This is a genomic window from Novosphingobium sp. HII-3 (assembly GCF_002916655.1).
GTDB classification, from domain to species: Bacteria; Pseudomonadota; Alphaproteobacteria; order Sphingomonadales; family Sphingomonadaceae; genus Novosphingobium; species Novosphingobium panipatense.
Genome location: NZ_PPSM01000037.1, coordinates 1 through 18,459 on the forward strand (window position 1 = coordinate 1; position 18,459 = coordinate 18,459).

At 58.7% G+C, this 18,459-nt stretch carries 14 protein-coding genes and 2 pseudogenes; 7 read left to right on the forward strand and 9 right to left on the reverse strand.

All coding sequences use genetic code 11. The annotated features are described in order from the left end of the window. Positions 1-689: 689 nt before the first annotated feature. Positions 690-1,319: a glutathione S-transferase family protein gene (locus C2R25_RS14415; RefSeq protein ID WP_103729892.1), complete on the reverse strand. Its 630-nt coding sequence runs from the start codon at positions 1,317-1,319 to the stop codon at positions 690-692. A gap of 452 nt (positions 1,320-1,771) precedes the next feature. Then, the gene (locus C2R25_RS14420; RefSeq protein ID WP_103729893.1) at positions 1,772-3,508 is read right to left on the reverse strand and encodes an amidohydrolase family protein; all 1,737 of its coding nucleotides are present in this window, start codon (positions 3,506-3,508) and stop codon (positions 1,772-1,774) included. A 1,621-nt stretch (positions 3,509-5,129) separates the two neighbouring features. Here C2R25_RS14420 and C2R25_RS14425 point away from each other — a divergent pair. The 7 genes and pseudogenes from C2R25_RS14425 (at position 5,130) to C2R25_RS14450 (ending at position 13,263) form a co-directional block, all read left to right on the forward strand. Beyond that, positions 5,130-6,485 (forward strand): cytochrome P450, encoded by a 1,356-nt coding sequence (locus C2R25_RS14425; RefSeq protein ID WP_233204007.1) that lies wholly within the window; start codon positions 5,130-5,132, stop codon positions 6,483-6,485. 49 nt (positions 6,486-6,534) lie between these two features. Next, the gene (locus C2R25_RS20490) at positions 6,535-6,678 is read left to right on the forward strand and encodes a hypothetical protein (protein WP_158250675.1); all 144 of its coding nucleotides are present in this window, start codon (positions 6,535-6,537) and stop codon (positions 6,676-6,678) included. 753 nt (positions 6,679-7,431) lie between these two features. Next, a complete protein-coding gene (locus C2R25_RS14430) occupies positions 7,432-8,412 on the forward strand; it encodes an SDR family NAD(P)-dependent oxidoreductase (RefSeq protein ID WP_103729894.1) in 981 nt (326 codons plus the stop codon). A 268-nt stretch (positions 8,413-8,680) separates the two neighbouring features. After that, positions 8,681-9,106 (forward strand): organic hydroperoxide resistance protein, encoded by a 426-nt coding sequence (locus tag C2R25_RS14435; RefSeq protein WP_103729901.1) that lies wholly within the window; start codon positions 8,681-8,683, stop codon positions 9,104-9,106. Positions 9,107-9,114: 8 nt separating this feature from the next. Next, on the forward strand, positions 9,115-9,567 hold the full coding sequence (locus tag C2R25_RS14440) for a MarR family winged helix-turn-helix transcriptional regulator (protein ID WP_103729902.1): 453 nt from the start codon (positions 9,115-9,117) through the stop codon (positions 9,565-9,567). 1,681 nt (positions 9,568-11,248) lie between these two features. After that, positions 11,249-12,436 (forward strand): annotated as a pseudogene (locus tag C2R25_RS14445) (IS3 family transposase). A gap of 254 nt (positions 12,437-12,690) precedes the next feature. After that, complete coding sequence (locus tag C2R25_RS14450) at positions 12,691-13,263, forward strand: MucR family transcriptional regulator (RefSeq protein WP_233204008.1); 573 nt, start codon at positions 12,691-12,693, stop codon at positions 13,261-13,263. 713 nt (positions 13,264-13,976) lie between these two features. On the opposite strand, the gene C2R25_RS14455 is transcribed toward C2R25_RS14450, so the two are convergent. The 7 genes and pseudogenes from C2R25_RS14455 to C2R25_RS14480 form a co-directional block, all read right to left on the reverse strand. After that, positions 13,977-14,240, reverse strand: coding sequence for an SRPBCC family protein (locus C2R25_RS14455; protein WP_233204009.1), 264 nt, complete (start codon positions 14,238-14,240; stop codon positions 13,977-13,979). Further along, positions 14,177-14,398: a hypothetical protein gene (locus tag C2R25_RS21025; protein WP_233204010.1), complete on the reverse strand. Its 222-nt coding sequence runs from the start codon at positions 14,396-14,398 to the stop codon at positions 14,177-14,179. Before C2R25_RS21025 ends, C2R25_RS14455 begins: the two co-directional genes overlap by 64 nt. Positions 14,399-14,437: 39 nt before the next feature. Then, a complete protein-coding gene (locus C2R25_RS14460; protein WP_103729896.1) occupies positions 14,438-15,451 on the reverse strand; it encodes a hypothetical protein in 1,014 nt (337 codons plus the stop codon). Between the two features lie 225 nt (positions 15,452-15,676). Further along, the gene (locus C2R25_RS14465) at positions 15,677-16,168 is read right to left on the reverse strand and encodes a nuclear transport factor 2 family protein (protein WP_158250677.1); all 492 of its coding nucleotides are present in this window, start codon (positions 16,166-16,168) and stop codon (positions 15,677-15,679) included. 370 nt (positions 16,169-16,538) lie between these two features. Continuing rightward, a pseudogene (locus C2R25_RS14470) lies at positions 16,539-16,787 on the reverse strand (IS701 family transposase); the annotation flags it as partial. Positions 16,788-17,127: 340 nt separating this feature from the next. Then, on the reverse strand, positions 17,128-17,517 hold the full coding sequence (locus tag C2R25_RS14475) for a type II toxin-antitoxin system VapC family toxin (RefSeq protein WP_103729898.1): 390 nt from the start codon (positions 17,515-17,517) through the stop codon (positions 17,128-17,130). Beyond that, the gene (locus C2R25_RS14480) at positions 17,514-17,759 is read right to left on the reverse strand and encodes an AbrB/MazE/SpoVT family DNA-binding domain-containing protein (RefSeq protein WP_103729899.1); all 246 of its coding nucleotides are present in this window, start codon (positions 17,757-17,759) and stop codon (positions 17,514-17,516) included. Before C2R25_RS14480 ends, C2R25_RS14475 begins: the two co-directional genes overlap by 4 nt. Positions 17,760-18,459: the final 700 nt, after the last annotated feature.

Consider the following 18,459-nt stretch of genomic DNA (forward strand, 5'->3'; position numbering starts at 1 on the left):
TCTTCCACGAGCGACGAGCCTCGACGGCGTAGCTGCGCCCGAAACCCTCAAACGGGGCGTCACGCGAAACCACTGGCAGTAAAAAACGTGCCGGCACACAAGCCTCAGCCTATGTTGAAGCCCTCAAGCAGTCGTCGCCAGCCTCATATGCAGCGCAACACCGAGTAGATGGGGGTGTCTAGCTAGTGCCAGCATCATCACATGGCATCGTCATTGCACCAGTCCCTCTGCCCCGAAGTCACGGCGGGGAGACTCACCTTCTACAGATCACACTCGCATGGCGGGGCGGAAGCTCCCCTTACTATGCATCAGCTAACGGCCCAAATCATTTGCCGTATGCATGGTGTTGGCCCCATGTGACTCGGCAGGATCTCGCTCATCGATAAGAGTAAGGCATATGACTGAGCGTGCGAGAAGACGCTACGCTGGCGATAAGGTAGTTTCCGAGGTGAACCGCCGGAGGCGCTGGAAGTCGAAGGAGAGGTCCGGATCGTACCAAAGCGAAAACTCGAGGGAGCGGAGTTGTGTGAGTCGCGTTGCCGTCGACTGGCGCAACATTCGCTGGTGTTCCGGCGCACTCGAGATCGCTTGCGATATTGGCCTCGTGTTCCGCACCACGCCAGTCAGCTCTCCGGAATCGAAACGATATAGCCATAGCCTTCGTGCGCACTCTTAATAGAGTGCGGGGCTTACGGCCGCTTCGCCTTCGGTCCTGCGATAGCCATAGCCCGCTGCCAGGCGGAGCGTTGCGTGACCCGTTCGCCGTAACGCTGAATGTTGGTGTACGAGGCGAGCATGTTGCCTCCGCTCAGTTCCGGCACCGTTACGACAGCAAACGCGGACATCAGGTCGGCAAGCGTGAATTCTTCGCCGGCAAGATAGGGCCAAGTCGCAAGATGGTCATCCATCTGCTGGAACAGCCCGTCGGTGCGTCGTTGCGAAACCATGCCGATCAAGCCGCCATCATGCCCTGCTGCCTTGAGTGCCCCCTTGATGAACATGCCGCATTGAGCATTGTTGTTGAATTCAAGCCAATAGAGATAGTCGGCGTAATTCTCGTCGTCGGGCGCGACGGTCAAACGGCCTCCCCCATAACGATGGGCGATATACTGGACAATTGCTACTGACTCGGCAAGCAGCCGATCTCCGTCCCGGATGACCGGTGCCATGGCGGCCGGGTGGAGAGCGAGATATTCCGGCGGGGCTATTCCCTCCTCGTTACGATCATACCAGACGAGATCATAGGGGAGGCCAAGTTCCTCCATCAGCCAGACGACTCGATCCGATTGTGAAACGCCGAGATGATAAATGGTGATCATGCAGCCGCTCCTTGACACTGTGTTTGTCGTCCTGCCTTGAACGGCCCGTGCAAGCAAAGCAGCTGCTAACGTTTCCGTCCGATCGTAGCAGCCGCGGCAGAGACAGACAGAACTGATGCCTTACCTGGGATCACCGTAACAACGATCCTGCCCATATGCTTGATGCCCACCGTAGCTCTGCTGGAGCAGGCATGGGCTCTTACGTAACGGGTTGAGTGGCACCCGCCAGAGAGGTGCGAAATTGAAGTTGATAACGCTTTGGTCGTCCTTCTTCCAACTGCTTGAATCTTTGGGCAGAAGGAGTGCATGAGCTTCATTCGCTGGCTCGCGAACCTCTGCCCGTATACCAAACAAGCATCGACCCGCGTCGCTAAGGCCATGATTGACGACGGATAGCGCGCCCGGTTACGGGAGCGGTATCCGCCGTGCAGTGTTTTGTCCTTTTCAGGGCATCATTCTGCAGCCTCAAGTTCCCGAGTTGTCGCCGGACCGACGAGATGCCCGGGCGTCTTGCCGGTACAATCCTGATCCATGAAGGTTACCTGGCCGTTGACCATGATCCACCGGATACCCTTCTGCCGAGCGACCCGCCGCCAATCCTGTTTGGGTAGGTCATAGGCGATCTCATAAGCGCTGGTCGCCACTCCGAGCTCATTGAAATCATAGATCATGATATCGGCGGCCTTGCCAACCGCGATGGTTCCTCGGTCTGCCCAGCATAGGGCCTCCGCAGGTACGGCGCTCAACTTGTGGTGCATGGCTTCCAGCTCGATGCGGCCGAGATCGCGCACTAACCAGCTTATAAGGTCGGTGCCGTATTGGCCTCCCGCCCAAAATTTTGAATGAGCGCCTCCGTCAGACGTGCCAGGCAGAACCCGAGGATGTATGTTAATCTCAATCGAGTCCTCAGCATCAGGCACCATCGGAGGCGGTGCGACTTCGCAAGAAAGCCGGGTTTCCGCACACAGGTCAAGAAAGGCGTCAGTCGGGCGCACGCCCGTGACGCTGGCGATCTCTTCGAAACTCTTCCCGACAAACGGTGTAAATTGTTCTGATCCCGCCGCGTCGATCAATATCATCCTTCTCACATCGGCGAAGCTCGGCAAACCTGTTGCAGCTGCAAGGCGATCACGATAGTCGGCATCGAGCGCCTTCGCGACGCGGGCATCAATTGTATCGCCACCGCCGGGGTGCTGGAACTCGTTAAGTATCGGCTCCGCTTGCCATCCGTCATAAGCATCCACAACGAAGGCCATCGGCATGAACCGGAAGCATAGCGCTTGCGCGTAGATGTTCAGGCCGCGTGCGGTGACGTCGTCGAGCCACTTCAAAACGTCACGATGACGACCGGGATAGCGCTCGTCCGGGGACACGACGGTATGCAGAACCGGGCGTCCGGAAATCTCGGCAAGCTTCTCGAGCATTGCACGGTTCGCCGCCGTCTCCGGCCCAATTTCAACTAGTGCCTGGATTATTCCTTCTTGCCGCTCGGCAAGGACGCGAGCGAGATTGAAGGCCTCTTCCGCCTCCATCGCATCCGTAACCATCGGCGACCCGTCGACATCCTTGTGGCTGTTATATTCCTGCAAATAAGAGAAGCCGAAGCCGATCGCACCGGCGTCCATAGCCTCGTGCAGCAGGCGGCGCATCTCGGCGCGTTCCTCTTCGGTTGCCGGCCGGGTCTTAGCCGCTTCGTAGCCCATGACCCAAATCATAAGGGAGTTTAGCGGTAGGAACGCGCCGATATTCACTCCCTTCGGGATTGCTTTGACCGACTCAATCCATTCTGGATATGTTTCCCAGTTCCATGGCAGTGCTTCGCGCATGGCATCGATCGGCACTTGCTCGGTGTTCTCCATCATGCGCATATAAAGGTCGCGATCACTCGCCCTGCAAGGCGAGAAGCCGAAGCCACAATTGCCAACGACGACGCTCGTGACCCCGTGCCAGCCTGAATTAGTGCAGTAGGGATCCCAATAGATCTGGGCATCATAGTGCGTATGGGGATCGATGATGCCAGGCGCCACTATGAGACCAGCGGCGTCGATAACGTTCTCGGCTGCAGCCTGGGAGAGGTCACCTATGGCCGCGATCCGACCTTTGAGCACGCCGACATCCGCCTGTTGCCGAGGAGCACCTGTTCCGTCAACCAACGTTCCGCCACGAATGAGTAAGTCGAAGCTCTCCATCTTCTTTTCCTTTATTTGCACCAGGCTCGGCTAACGCGCAGCTGCCACTGCAGAAGGCCACCCCGACCGATTACACGAAGTGACCCGAGCAGTTTGTACGACGCTTCCATATTGCCTGCAAACGCACGCGAAGTCAACATGTGAACGCATTGTCCCTAACTTCCTCGTCTCCCAGCCCGCCCTTAAGTCGACATAATAAAGCTCACCGCTGGTGGGGTGCACTGGCGGAAGAAGGGGTTTATGGGTGGTAAGCGCGTCTGTTCATGCCGGGATGATACGCGGCAGCTGCAATCGGGTTGCTAGCTCGAAGAAGCTAAAGAACGCTCAGCTCAACGCCAGGAGAGTGCCTGTCGGTGCGCTGCCGCTACTTGCCGTGAGCCAAGGCCTTGGAGGTCGCATCATAGTTCCGCTTGAGCGACGAAGGTGTGAGGCGGTCGGCACTCGGGTGAACCCCAGATGACCTCGCGACGGAGTGCATTCGCCGATCGAAATCTGGGCAGCGTGCTCCAACTGACGAACGGCTGGCGCGCCTCCCGCCTTTCCCTTAGCGGAGTACAGACGCTGCGAAGCATCGTTCCCGTGCCGTGCGGCAGGTTTTTGGACGCATTGAGCCAACGCGCGGCGCCTGAGACCACCAAGCGGACTGGCGTTGCGCCAGCGTAAGCGTCAGCCTTGATTGGTCATTCGCGTCATTGCTTAGCAGGGCAGGGGCTCGGCTTGTGCGCCGGGGCAGGCGTTCTCGCCGGGCGTGGCAGCTTCGACTCCGCTGCCGACGGGGCAACGAACTCTGGATGTAGTTGCCCCTAATTGCTGACGAAGCATCGCGGGTTTGGATGATGTACTCGCCGGGTGATCGGCAGCCTAGCGCCTTGTGTGAGTGATCCTGGTTATAGTGGATCGGCTAGTGAGGCAGTTGTCCCATGACAGTGCGTGCATCGCGCGCGGAGTCGCATAGGCGTAGTCGCGCGCTTGAGGGTGCATACGAAGACTTTGGCCTTGCTCGAATTATCGTGGAGAGCTGACCGGCCCGGTGCGGGGCGCGAGGCCGATGTCGCGAGCAAGGCGACGGTTACTACGAGCGGTGTATGGGCTGCCGCCACTCGATAGGTGCGGCGAGATGGTTCACCGTACAAAAGACGATGCTCGACAGACGCGATCATCAGATAACGGATGTCTTCGGCGTGACTTCGATCGATGCTTGCAATGTGCTCCATGGCCTCATTTGCTTTGACATGATGAAGATTAGTGGGCTCCTTACCCGAGTGCGTGGCGTTAGTAGAGAGGTGCTGCTGAGAGTTCCTGCATTTAGCGCGCGACGCCTGCTTCGATTCAGCGGCCGGTTCGCTGAGCGATGACACCGTCGGACAATGCTGTGCCCGAGAAAAGCCAAGTGTGGTGGATGCAGGCAAGTGTAAGATGATGTCTTGGCAGCATCGCAGGTCGGACCGAGTGGAAAGGCTAATTAGCCGATTGAAAAGGCCGCACGACCTTGTTAAGTTTCGGGTTAGCTGAATGGCGGAGGAAGGGCATAGGAGGACGCGGGCCGAACGGGCTCAAGTTTCACGTTGAGTGATAGATACCCAAGCCGCACCCTTCTCCCCCCATTTCCGTTGCTTTGCATATGGGTGAAGCGCTGCGCCGCCGGATAGAAGTGGCGAAAGGAACTATGATGACCTCAGGTGTAGAAGAAGTTTTCAATCACGCCACTGTCCCTTCCGATATGGGTGAATTGCTCACGGATCCCCGCAGCTTCGCAAGGCCTAACGAAGTTCATGAAGCACTTACATGGTTGCGTGCCAATCAGCCGGTGTCGCAAGTAGTCAACGAAAGGTACGAACCCTTTTGGTTGGTTACCAAGCATCAGGACGTTATGGACGTCGAGCGCCAAGCAAACATATTCCGCAATGGTGATCGGTCCACCGTTTTGATTCCGCAAGACATGCTTCAGGCGGTCGAGAAGGTCATGCATTCACCGCATTTGACACGATCGGTAGTCAACATGGACGATCGTGAGCATCGGGTTTATCGCTCCCTTACGCAATCCTGGTTCATGCCCGGCAATATCAAGAAGCTGAGCGATCGAATGCGGGGCATCGCCCGTACCCACGTGGAACGTATGCTCGAGCGACAGGATGGCGAATGCGACTTCGTCTCGGATGTGGCGCTTCACTATCCTCTACACGTGGTGATGGAGATCCTTGGCGTGCCGGAACAGGATGAAGGGCGCATGTTGCTTCTGACCCAGCAGCTGTTCGGCGCGCGCGATCCGGAGCTAGCTCGCGATGCCAGCGCTATGGCCTCTCCCGAAAAAGGGATCGCCATGTTTCAAGCGGTCCTTGGCGACTTCTACGGATACTTCAATAAGCTGACTGCTGATCGACGGGCAAACCCGCGGGATGATGTCGCAAGTGTCATAGCCAATGCACAGATCGATGGTCAGCCGATCTCTGAACGCGATGCAAACGGCTATTATGTCCTGATTGCAACCGCAGGCCATGACACTACCTCTGCTTCGACGGCGGGGGCAATCTGGGCTCTGGCCGAACGACCTGAATTGCTAAAGCAAGTTCAGGCCGATCTTTCACTCATCCCCGGGCTTGTTGAAGAAGCCATCCGCTGGACTACGCCGGTCAAGCACTTCATGCGCACGGCGGCTCAGGATTATGAGCTTCGTGGACAGCGCATCAAGGCCGGGGACTGGCTAATGCTATCTTACCTTTCAGCTAATCGTGACGAGGAGGTGTTTGAAGCTCCCTTTGACTTCCGTGTCGATCGGGAGCGGAACAAGCAGATCGCTTTCGGCTACGGAGCGCACGTCTGCCTTGGCCAGCACCTCGCGAAGCTCGAAATGCAAATCCTGTTTGAGGAGTTGCTGCCCCGCGTAAAAACGCTGGAAATTGCTGGTACGCCTGCGTGGACACAGTCGGTGTTCGTGAGCGGGCCCAAGCGTCTGCCCATCCGTTTCACAGTGAACTGATCGGGCCTGTCAGCGGCAAACATTGGAGTGAAGCAGAGCATAAGGCGCAATGACCATCATCGCCGAGCCGAAGCTCGAGCGCCGCGAAGTGGCGCTCGAGCTCGGCACCTCCCACCTTGTTGACCGGCCGAGGAGGTGGACGGCTGCGCTTTTGATCCGTTCGGGCTGCAGCAAGTCAGCGAAGGCGCGGTGACCTGTCGATCAGTCCAAGCGAAGTTCGGACTGGTGGGCGCACCTCCTTGCCAGATAACGCGATTACATTGCCAATCAGCAGCCTGTCAGTGCGGACATCCGCAACGTGGGCCCTTCGAAGGTGATGCCGTTTCAGGCCAATTGATCCCTCGAATAGTTGTGCTTAGGAGCAAGGGGCGGTGCCCCTACCACCAATTGATTACAACTATGCTTTTAATGATATAAATCAGGCCATCGCTGGCCAGATCAGCGGAGAATGAGGCGAGCCTGTGATGCCGCCCTAACGTGGAAGCGTTTTGGATGACGAAGCGGCGGGATGTTGCCCCTGCATCGGGGCGTTGGAACAATGTGGGCGATCGTATCTCTACCCACGGTATCGATCGGAAAGACTTCTTTGCGAGCCCGTCTTACAGTTGACTCGTCATATGGATGCGGCACTTGTGAGAGTTATGTAGGGAACTGTCTACCCCGAGCGTGACTTGAAGGAACAACGCACAAATTTAGCGACACTAACACGCAGATTCGAGCAAGTACCTTTGAACATCGAAACTCGTGGTGTTCTATCAGACTCACGCCAGCGCTCTGCGAGCGCTAAACTTCGCTTTGAGGCGAAGGTGAGCAAAGAGCCTCGTTCTCCAAGCAACTATATAGGCGCCTGTTTATATGGTGGGCGTGTTGTCACCAACAGCTGCATGATACTACCATTTGCGGCCTCCACGATCGCTAGGTTGGGGCTGCTTGCAAAGGAAACACCATGATCGACGCCAGGAATGTTCCGCCGAGTAAGTACACGCGCAACACGAGCGCTGAAGAGATTGCGTCGGCGGTTGACCTAACTGGGCGGCTGGCGGTCATCACTGGCGGTTCGGTCGGCTTGGGTTACGAGACTGCCCGCGTCCTCGCACGCGCCGGCGCAGAGGTTTTCATCGCCGCCCGGCGATCGGACGTGCTTGAGGCCGCTGCTGCGGCTCTGGAGGCAGAGGGAGCAAGGGTGCGCTACCATGTGGTCGACCACATGTCGGTGGAGAGCGTCGATGTTCTAGCTGACGCCATACTCGCACTGGATAGGCCAGTCGACATGCTGATCGCCAACGCCGGGATCATGGCATGTCCTCTTTCGCGCACCGAAGTTGGGGTTGAGTCGCAGTTTATGACCAACGTGGTGGCACATGCGGTGCTGCTCAGCAGGCTGGCCAAGACTTTAGTGCGGTCTGACGACGGGCGTTTTGTTTCGCTATCCTCGACGGGCCATCATCTGTCGCCCGTCAACTTCAACGATCTGCAGTTTGAGCTACGACCGTACGATAAATGGCAGGCATATGGTCAGTCCAAGACGGGCTGCGCACTGCTCGCGGTGAAGGCGGCCGGTGAGCTGGGGGCGCGCGGGGTGTCAGCTTTCGCGGTCCATCCCGGCATGATTCAGACGGAACTCGGTCGGCATCTGGGCGAGGACCACCGTAAGTCTACCGAAGAGCGGCTCGGCAAGAATGCGGCGGAAGCATTTTACGCCCTTTTCAAAGACGTCCAACGGGGCGCGGCTACCTCCGTATGGGCAGCGACAGAACCTGATCTGAAGGGTAGAGGGCCACTTTATCTCGAAGACGCCAACATTGCCGAGCGTATCGATGCGCCCAACCGCACCTATGGTGTTCTCGACTATGCGCTTGATGCAAAAGCTGCGGACCGCCTCTGGAGCGAAATAGAGGTGATGGTCGGCCGGCAACTGCCGCTCTAAAGCCGATGGTGGTGAATCTGCCGGCAAAGGCCAAATGAGCTGCGCAGATCGGGCGAGGGGGCCGGCTCGTCCGCCCCAAGCACCTTTGAACCGAAAGCTGACCCGGAAACCGATCAAAGGAACTAGGCGCTCGATCACTTTCACGGCGCGGGCTTTAGCCGTCGCCCATGAAAATGCACCATAAGCCTCAACAACGCACATTCCTGCAGCTTGCAATTAGATTGTGCGGGATATATTCCGTATCTCTTCCAAGCTGAAGGAACCGATGATGAGCTATCTCTACACAACAAGAGTGAACGCGTATGGCGGCCGCAACGGTACCATCAGAAGCGAGGACGGCATTCTCGACATGCCTCTATCCATGCCGAAGGAACTCGGTGGCAAGGGTGGGGCGACCAACCCGGAGCAGCTCTTTGCTGCGGGGTATGCTGCATGCTTCGAGAACGCTGTCATCCACGTGACGCGCAAGGATGCGCAGAAGGTGGGAGACAATGACATCGAAGTCGCTTGCGAGGTTGGTCTGCTGCCCGATGGGGAAGGCAGCCTCAAGCTGGCGGTCACGCTGGAGGTGGAGATCGCCGGCGTCGATCAGGCCGAGGCTGAACAAATCGTTAAGGCCGCTCATGCTGTCTGCCCCTACTCGAACGCGATTCGGGGCAATGTCGATGTTCATCTGAGGGTATTTGGCCAGTGAGCGGTTCGGTGGCAGCGTCGGGCGACGCGGACCCCCTGCTACTCGACCGGCAGGTCTGCTTCCCGCTCTACGCTGCGACCAACCTAATCAACCGCCTTTACGGACCTATCCTGCGCCCGCTTGGGCTTACCTACCCACAATATCTAGTAATGTTAGTTCTTTGGGAGCAGCAGCCTCAGACGGTAGGTGCGCTGGGAGCGCGCCTTTACCTCGATAGCGGAACACTAACGCCCCTGTTGAAGCGAATGGAGGCGGCTGGCTATGTCACTCGCAGCCGGGATCCTGAGGACGAGCGTCGGGTAGTCATAGGGTTGACTAGCGCAGGTAAGGTGTTGCGCGAGCAGGCCGTGCATGTACCTGAAACGATTGCCAATGGCCGCACGGCCGATGGAGTAGAAGAGTTACGCGAAAGTGTGCGGAGTTTAGTTGCCATTCTGGCAGAACAAAACGCTTTGAAATAGTCGACTTTGTCCGTACACGATGCCTCCTTCGAAGTGGCTGAACCGCAGCAGCAAGAACGCTGTAGTGCTTTTCGCATCTCTATGATCGGCAGTGCTGAACGGCATATCAAGGCTGCGGCGGGGCAGGCCTTTGTGTAAACATTTGGCAAGAAAAACAGTCGGTATTGAAACACTTCTACAGCAATCGCATTCAACGCGAGCGCAACCTGATCGAGCTTGGACGGAGGTATCAACTGCCGCATCATCTTGGATCAATCCATGGAGGCGTTGTTTCGGCTAACGAAATTGGGGCAGTCACACGCGTTCGCGAGGCTATAACCAGATGTAGATCCCGTTCACAGGCTAGGAGCCGCAATCGTGAGCGGCCCGCATTGATTGCAGCGCAATCGACAACTCAACGAGGCTATGCGCGCCTGACTTGGGGCTTCTCGCTCTTCGGCGCTCTATCGCTCCTGCTTCCCGGCTTTTGTGCATGGATGGGGCTGCGGAGTGGCAGCCCCATCGACTGTCTGAGACCGGCTGCCGATAAACCCAGCTCCACCTACACGTTATCTCTCGTTCTTGTTGACGCGCTGTTTACCATACGATTGGTGCCAGTTTCTTTGCTGTACAAGAGGTCTACTGCCACGTTGGTCCCTGCTTTCTGGCCGATACCGACCCGGACGTCTATAAAGCCATTCTCCTCCCCGGCTAAGGGCTGGCTGGCTCGAGCATCGGCATTGCGAGGCCTTCGATGTTCTTTATCGTCCTGGGCGGTTAACCGAGCGGTTCGACAAATCTGTCGCGCTTGCCAACGTGATCCGGCCCCACATTCAGGGGTGCGGCGGTAGATCGCAGCCGACGCCGTCGACCCCAACCAGGTTGTGACCGCTTCCGCTTACGCAGGATGCAGACGCCGGGTTCTTCTCCGCCTACGAAGGCGTCGTGCAGCAGATAACGCTTGATGAAGACCAGGCGGTGGCGATGGTCGTTCTGGCGGGGTGGACCATTTCTAGTCAAAATCGCCAACGGACATAAGCGCCGCCTGGAAACCGGTAGGCGCGCTATGCTGCTGATGCAGATCCTCAAGGCTGAGATCGCCAACGTCGCTTTCGAGATCATCGACCTGAGGGCGCTGGTGAAACAAAGCCTTGAGCTATCGACTACAGAGTTCGCCTAAGCCGTTTGTCCGCTCGACAGGACACGACTGCGCGATCCAGCCCGCGGTTGACTGGTGCATGGACTGCGAGCCGAAGCGGCATGATCCGGAGAGGAGATTCGCCAGCTTCATGGCCATGCAAGTCCAGGTCCAAACCTCTGCAATTCTAGCCTTGGTCGGCTCGTTCTGGTCCATTGGGCTGTTCTAAAAGGCATGGCGCTCGGATAAGGCTGGGTGTCTTGTCTTGGCGCCTTTCGTGAGCCTCGCCGTGCTAGGCGCCGTAAAGGTGAGTGTGGCTAAAAAGCGAGGCTCGCTGCCCGCGCGTTCGTCAGGCTGCGAGCTGCGATAGGGCCGCTCACAGGGCAATCGCACCTGTCCCGTTCAGCCAGTCGGAAGCGATCGTCACTATACTGGAGCGTTATAGCCACGAGCGGGCGGTGAGACATGGCGCGCTGCGGATCAGGATCTGAGCTGGCCCCCGTTTCGTCCGGACACCCTCAGGCATAGAATGGAGGCTTGGGGCTATGCCCTGAGCACATGCTTATGTCTGGATATGAGGTTATCGCTGGCCGCCGCCGTTTCTGGTCGGCCGCGGAGAAGCTGCGGATCGTAGACGAGACGCTGGATGGCAGCGCCAGCATTTCGGTGGTTGCACGGCGCAATGGCGTCTCGGCCAACCTGCCGTATCGTTGGCGGCGGCTGATGCTCGAAGGAGGCAGTGTCGCGGTGACCGGCGACGACGGTGTGACCAGCAACCGGCTTGTCCGGCAGATGGACCAGTGCATCCGCGAGCTCGAGCGTCAGCTCGGTCGCAAGACCATGGAGGTCGAGATCCTGAGGGAAGCGCTGGACAAGGTGCGCCCAGAAAAACCGACATTGCTCATGCGCTCGCCCTTGGAAGACGATTTGCCGTGAAGGCGATCGCCCAGACGCTCGGCGTCTCGCGTTCGGCGGTGCAGGAGAGATTGAAAGGCAGAAGCCGACCGCGTGGCCCATACCGGAAGGTGAATGACGCGGTAGCCTTGCCGCTGATCACCGCCCTGGCCTCGGCTCGTCCGACGTACGGCTATCGCCGCATCACCGCTCTGCTCAACCGTCAGATGCGCGAGAGCGGCGCTGAGCCGGTCAACCACAAGCGGGTATACCGGATCATGAAGGCCAACCACTTCCTGCTGGCCCGCAAGTACGAGATCCGGCCCGACTATGGTCACGAAGGCAAGGTCGTGACCATGCGCTCGAACCTGCGCTGGTGCTCGGACGGCTTCGAGTTTCACTGCTGGAACGGCGAGGTCGTGCGAGGCGCCTTCATCATCGATGCGCACGATCGGGAGATCATCAGCTGGCGCGCTGTGGTCAACGCAGAGATCAGCGGATCGGAGGTGCGCGACATAATGCTGGAGGCTGTCGAGAAGCGCTTCGGCACCTACCAGGCTTCGGCTTTGATCGAGATGCTGACTGATAACGGCTCGCCGAACACCGCCCGAGAGACCCGCATCTTTGCCCGGCAGATCGGTCTCAAGCCGTGCTTTACCGCAGAGCAACGACATCTCCGAAGCCTTCGTGCATACGCTCAAGCGCGACTACGTCCACGTCTTACCGCTGCGGGATGCTGTCGCAACGCTGGCATTGATCGAGACCTGGATCGAGGACTACAACGACTATCACCCCCAATCGGGCCTCAACATGCGCTCACCACGCAAGTTTCGAGCGGCTCAGGTTGCAACGCCCTGAGGGTGTCCGCTGAAATGGGGGCCAGATCACGGTCTAATTGCTGAGCGTTTAAAGTCGCTAACAACACTGCGCCTCCGAAGATCTCGCCAGTTTGATCCGGTCCCCCAAGATGCCTTGGGCGAGCAGGGCCATAGTCCGCAGCTCGAGCCGGAGGTTGCCACGCCAGCCGTCTCGGTGCGCAAGAGCCTGGCGTCGCCCGACCACATCCTCAGCCTCATCGTGACAAACCACACAAGACGCTGCAGCGGCACCTGATGAGCCACGGCCTAACGCCGAATGCTTATCGTAGTCGGTACGGTCTGCCTGCGAGCTACCCGATGGTGGCGCCGACCTATGCCGAGCACCGCCGTGCTGTCGCGCAGCAGACTGGCCTCGGGGTGCGCAAGAGTGCGCCGACGGAAAGTGCAGGCTCGAACGACGATCAAGTCGACACCGACGGCTTGGCTCATGTGAACGAGCCTTCGCTGGCACAGGTCTCGGCATCTGAGAGCGAGCAGCAAAGCGCAGTAGGCGAGCAGACCGGTGCCGTAGAGGAATCGGCAACTTCAAGTCCGGATACGGCGCCCGCAGAGGCGAACATTCCGACTGACACGACAAGCTCCACCTCTGCAGAGAACCCGCAGAGCGATGCTGCCACGGCTCCCAAGAAGCGGGCTCGGCCAGCAGTAGGCAAGCGCTCTGTTAAAGCCCAGATGAAGGCGTCAGAATCGAAGCGCGGCAAGGCAAAGGTTCAGGCGCCCGAGTCCACCGAGCTCGCCGAAGAGAGCTCGCCTGCTGGTGAGCCGAGCATGCCCGCGAAGACGCCTAAGCGGCGCTCCAAACCGTGACTGTTCAAGAACTCGGACGCGGGGGAAGACTCCCGTGCCGACGCGTCTGGCGTCAAGGGTGCAGGCGCTGTTACGCTGGCCAGGACGCCTGCCAAGCGCAGAACGCCAAGCGTATTGCTCGTAGCGCCGACGCACCGGCAAATAGCGCCGCATCTAGTGGGTACGAGCCAATCGAGTAGCGTCAAGGTTGACCGCAGTGCAGCGGTGCACCTGGCGCCGTCTGTACCGCCTCGTCAAACACGTGGAGCGCGGGTGCTTTGTCGGGTTCCCACTAGCAGCTCGCTTACGCGCCAGTCCCCTGGACCGAGAGTGTGAGGGGCACGCCACATGAGTCGCAAAGGGCTTCACGTCCATCGTTCTTGCCCCGGCAAATCAAAGCCGTTGAAGGCTTATGCTCGCCAAAGAAGCATAAGAGTGACACGCGGTCACGATAATCCTGTATGCTTGCGGCCAACAGGCGACAGCGTAGTCCTACGGACAACCTGTGGGCAGGCTGTAGATTACGACGCGCGGGAGAGGGCTGACAGGCCGCTTTTCATGCTGGCCCTGGTGGATGCACGACCCGCTCCGCGGGAGGGCGCGTGCGGCATGGTTGAGGTGAACGGGTCGAAGTTGCGATCGTTTCGAGTGTCGCGGCGGGCAGGCAGAGCATTGGGGCTCCACAAGAAGGAGCCTTGCCATGACGACCCTTGATACGAATGCGGACGAAGAAATCATCCCGCTTCCGCCTTGCGGCTGAGATGACGGATCACGCCGCGATAGGCGCCTTCGATGATCTTGCGCACATCTTCTTCCGCCATGCCGCGCGCCTGAAACTCGCTCGACCAGTCTACTTCGCAGGCGTCGTCGGCGATGCTCCGGAAGTTCACGGTCGCAAGATAGTCCGTGAAGGGGGCCGGCGCGTCATCATTGATCACGGCATAGCTGAAGACTCGGTTGGCATCGTCGAGCGATCCGAGGCGTTCCTGAATTTCGATCCGTTGGCCTGGGTCATCGTGCGCACTGCGCCGACGCCGCTTCCCTTTACCTCCACTGCCGCGCCTGGCATTATATCGTTCAGCGCAGTGAAACCGGAAAATACCGGCCATGCCCGCTCGATCGGCAGATCGATGGTTTGAAGGACCTGGACTTTCATGGTTCATCTCTTCTGGTTGGCGCGCGGGGGCGCGGTGATTCAGGACTGCCGCGGGAGCAGCGTGTGATCCGCCGTCGGCGATAGTCCGGCCTGGATCGTGGACAGGCTGACATCCTCCGCAAGGGGGATATGTTCAGCGCGGCTGGGATTGGCGTAAACGGAAAAATCGCAGAAGCCGCGTTTCCCGTCTCTGACGAAGGTGCCGACAGAATTGAACGCGCTGCCGGGCGCATAACCGCCATGGCTCTGCGCGATGTCGCAATCAATACGCACGACCTCGCCGCTTTCCAGCGTGAGCAGCATGATTCCGGCGACCGGAGACAGCATATCGGAATCGACCGTCGGCAGGAAGCGGACCTCGGCAATGTCGTCTTCGCGCCCGTCGCGGCTGACGAAGCCGGTGACCAGACGCTCGCCGGTCTTGAGGTGCAGCACCATCGTGGCAAAGCTGAATGAGGGACCATTGCTGCCCCAGGCCCCCAGGGTCCGCTTCATTTTAGGCATGTAATTTTCGCGATAGCCCCAGGACCGGTCGCGGTGGCCATAGCAATCGACATCGTGGCGCCGGTCGCCGATGCGGATCCACCCCGTCACCCGCCCTGCGCATTCCAGATGGCCTTCGGGGTTGAGCCACGCGATGATCTCGGCCCCCTTGTCGCTGCGATCCCAGCCCCGGGGCGTATAGAAATGGTCGTGGAATTTCAGGTCGGCTTCGGTTTCGGGATAATCCCAGCGATAGCGCATCTCGCCATTGCCCAGCGAATCCACGCGATGGCCGGCGACCTGATAGCCCGTTTCCCATGTGTCCCGCGCGGCAATGTCGCAATCAAGCCCCTTGCCCCCCAGATCCTTCATCAGGAAGCGTTGCCCGCCCTGGGCGAAGCAGAAGAGGTTGGGCTGGCCCTTGTTGCGATTGGGCTGGCGGCCGATCCGGTATACGCCGCCGATCTTCGCATCTGGATCGTAAAAGGTAAGCCAGTCGCTTTCCTGCCAGAGTTCGTTCGATGTCGGCCGATGGGGCCGATCCCAACTCGCGTCGTAGGTTCCTGTCATGTCATTCCTCATCCATATGGCAGCTGGCGGGCGTCGCGCCCGGCATCCCAGTATCGGTCGATCCCACTGCTGCGTCCGGGCGACGCCTGCGGGCAGCACCGCGCCGGTCACGGACCTTGTTTCAGCCTCTGCGAAAATGTTTGGCGACGTTCGCAATCTCCGTTGACAGGTTAAGCGCTACATCGACGCCTCGCACTTGATCGAGCGAAGCCAGCCCGAGGGTCATCAACCTTTCGCCGACTCGGTGGGGATGTCGATGTTGAGCTTTGCGATTTCGTTGATCGCATCTTCCCAACGCTGCTTTCCAAATGCCTTGTAGGTTTCAAACGGATTGCAAAATTCGCGCATCAGCTTGAGCTTGCCGTCGGCGATGTGGATCAGCGAAAAATAGCGTTGCGTATACGTTCCGCCGTCCACGGTGTTGCCAAAACCGCGCATGTCGAAAATGCAGGTGTCAGGATCCGGCGTTTCATACAGCTTGGCAAGCTTCATATTGTAGCCCGGCACCACGCTCAGCAGGAATTCGTTGAATGCGGCGTTCGCTTCATAGCCTACGAAACGGACAGGCTTTTGAAAGGTGGGGCCTTCCCAGATGGCATGAGGGTGGACCGTTTCCAGCCAAATTTCGCGCCCGCGCTCGTAACTGCTTAGCGGGCAACCGCCGAACGCCTCTGCCTGTAGCTTCGTAATCCGTAGAAAATCTTCGCTGAATGCCATGCGCTTGTCTCCTATCGCTCGGTGAATCTGATTGGCAGGCATTTGGGCTCGCTTACGAAAGTGGATTGCGACTAGGCAAGTCTGCCCGTTAGTCCCAGCGTATCAAGACGCGGAGACGATTGTTCGAGCAGGCAGCGCATCTCCAGCCTTACAAGATGCTGGCCCAAGCGGACATGGGCGCCGCCGTCTGCTGGGTTACCACCAGTGGAGGTCGCTCGCACTCGATCTTCTTGCGGAGCTTTAATCAAACCGCGACGCTCACATCAATGGATCCCGACCCTAGCACTACTTTGGCATTTTGAGTGTTGAGGAGAGTCCGACAAGCGCGTTGCAGTGCGGGCAGTTCAAGGGCGGCGGCTGCGCTAAGAGCTCAAGGATCGCCTGCCGGATCGCTGGGATGGTGGGTTGCGGCGGCGGTCCCCCGACTCTTTTTCCGTCCCGCCGCCTTGAGGCGGCGAGACTGGAGGAAGAGGTAAGCAATCATCGACAACAGCGCGTGTCGGTGCAGTCCGGTCCATGATCGACCCTCGGAGTGGTCCAAGCCAAGCTCCTCTTTCGATTGCTGGTGCGCCTGCTCGCAGATCCATTGAGCCCTGATAGCGCCGGCAAGCGCATTGAGCGGTGGATCAAAGTAGGCCTAAGACCTTGGAAGTAGTGTCGATCAGACCGCGTCGCGTTCTGACCTTTCGCGCCAGCGCTGGTCTGAGGGAAGGGATCGCTCGAGGTACAGGGAAGCGGTCTAAGACGGCTGATTCGCAAGGCTGCTGCCAGGCAAATGGACCTGCATTGTCCTAGAGCATTCGTGACGAATATAAACGCAAGTTGCTGATATTTAACATAAGATATATTATCAATCTGGCATGGTGTAAGCGCTAGATAGAGATGACACTCCTCCGCTAGATAGAAATGACACCCTCGGACAGCGCCCGCTCGGCTTGTTGATGCGACTGAATCTATCGTTAGCGGATAGCGACCACCTTGACGTCCGCTGCGGCCGCAACCTTCTTCCAATTGAGATCGCTGGTCCAAGCGGGAAGCCCATCGCGACGAGCCAGCGCCAGGCAAAACCGGTCGCCCAGCGACAACCCGGCTTCGGCTGTGACGGCCCGTAGGCGCCCGGCGATCTGTGCCAGGGCCTTGTCGACCGGCACGATCGCAATCGGCAGCGGGTCGAGCATGGCATCCACTTCACGTTCCGGCATGCCGGCATGGATGAAATGGGTGACCACTTCGGCATAGTTCACCACGCTGATCCGTGCGGTAGAGATGGCGGCGGCCACCTTGGCGGCGCCATGCTCGCCCTTGATCATCGCGAGCAGCGCGGAGGCATCAAGGACGATCTCGCTCACTCGCCGCTATCCTCTCGGCGCCGTGTCAGGAACGCATCCACCGAGCTGTCCGGGTTATCACCAGTGTAGCGCCTGGCGAGCGCCTGCGCACGCGCCACGGCTTGCGCGGCGGTGCGCAGCACGACGCCGTCTTCGGTCTCATCAAGGTAGACCGCGCCGCCGCCATCCAGGCCAAGGCGCTTGCGGATGTCAGCTGGCAGACTCATGCGCCCATTCGGCGTTATGTTCACTTGAATGGTCATCAGGCTATTGTCACGCTCGCTGGACTCACGCCGAGTAATGTAGCAAGTGGACTGTACCTGTGCAACAACGTGGTTGCCTAGCCAAACCCGGCTCTTTGTGGCTGGTCGGCTCACCCGTGCCACGACACCTTCTACCGCTTGCCATTATCGTGTGTCACAGTCGTGGTGTGCGTGGAACGGGTCCGCTTCCGTGCCGCCATACACGTCGTCCCAATGCACATGCCTGACGATCGATACGTTAGCGCGTCTGGTGAGCAAGAAACCAAATTGATGAGCGGATGGCTGATTAACAACAGACAGCGATGAAGCGTTCGTAATCAGGCCGTTAACGATAGATAAGTGTTGCAGATCAACAGGTCGAGATACCACTATGTGGTTGCCACTGATTGCCCGGACTCTCGTGGGTAGGGCAACGTTCGACCAACCATGTGAACCAGGAACCTGGCTGAGAGCGCACGGAGAGCGCGGATGGTTCAATTTCAAGATCTTCAAGTCCTTCTTGAAGCTCACAACCGCTTTGAGTTGACCCAAAGCATCGACGGTTTGGAGATCGACGAGCTTGAAATCGTATGCTGTGGAGCGGCGTGCAAAATTGACCCCCTTAGCGGGGTGATCGGCGTCTAAAATTGACCCCCTTCATCTCATCATGAGAAGCGCCGCCGTTTGGGTTCCGGACGGCGGGTACAGGGATGTTGGTTGT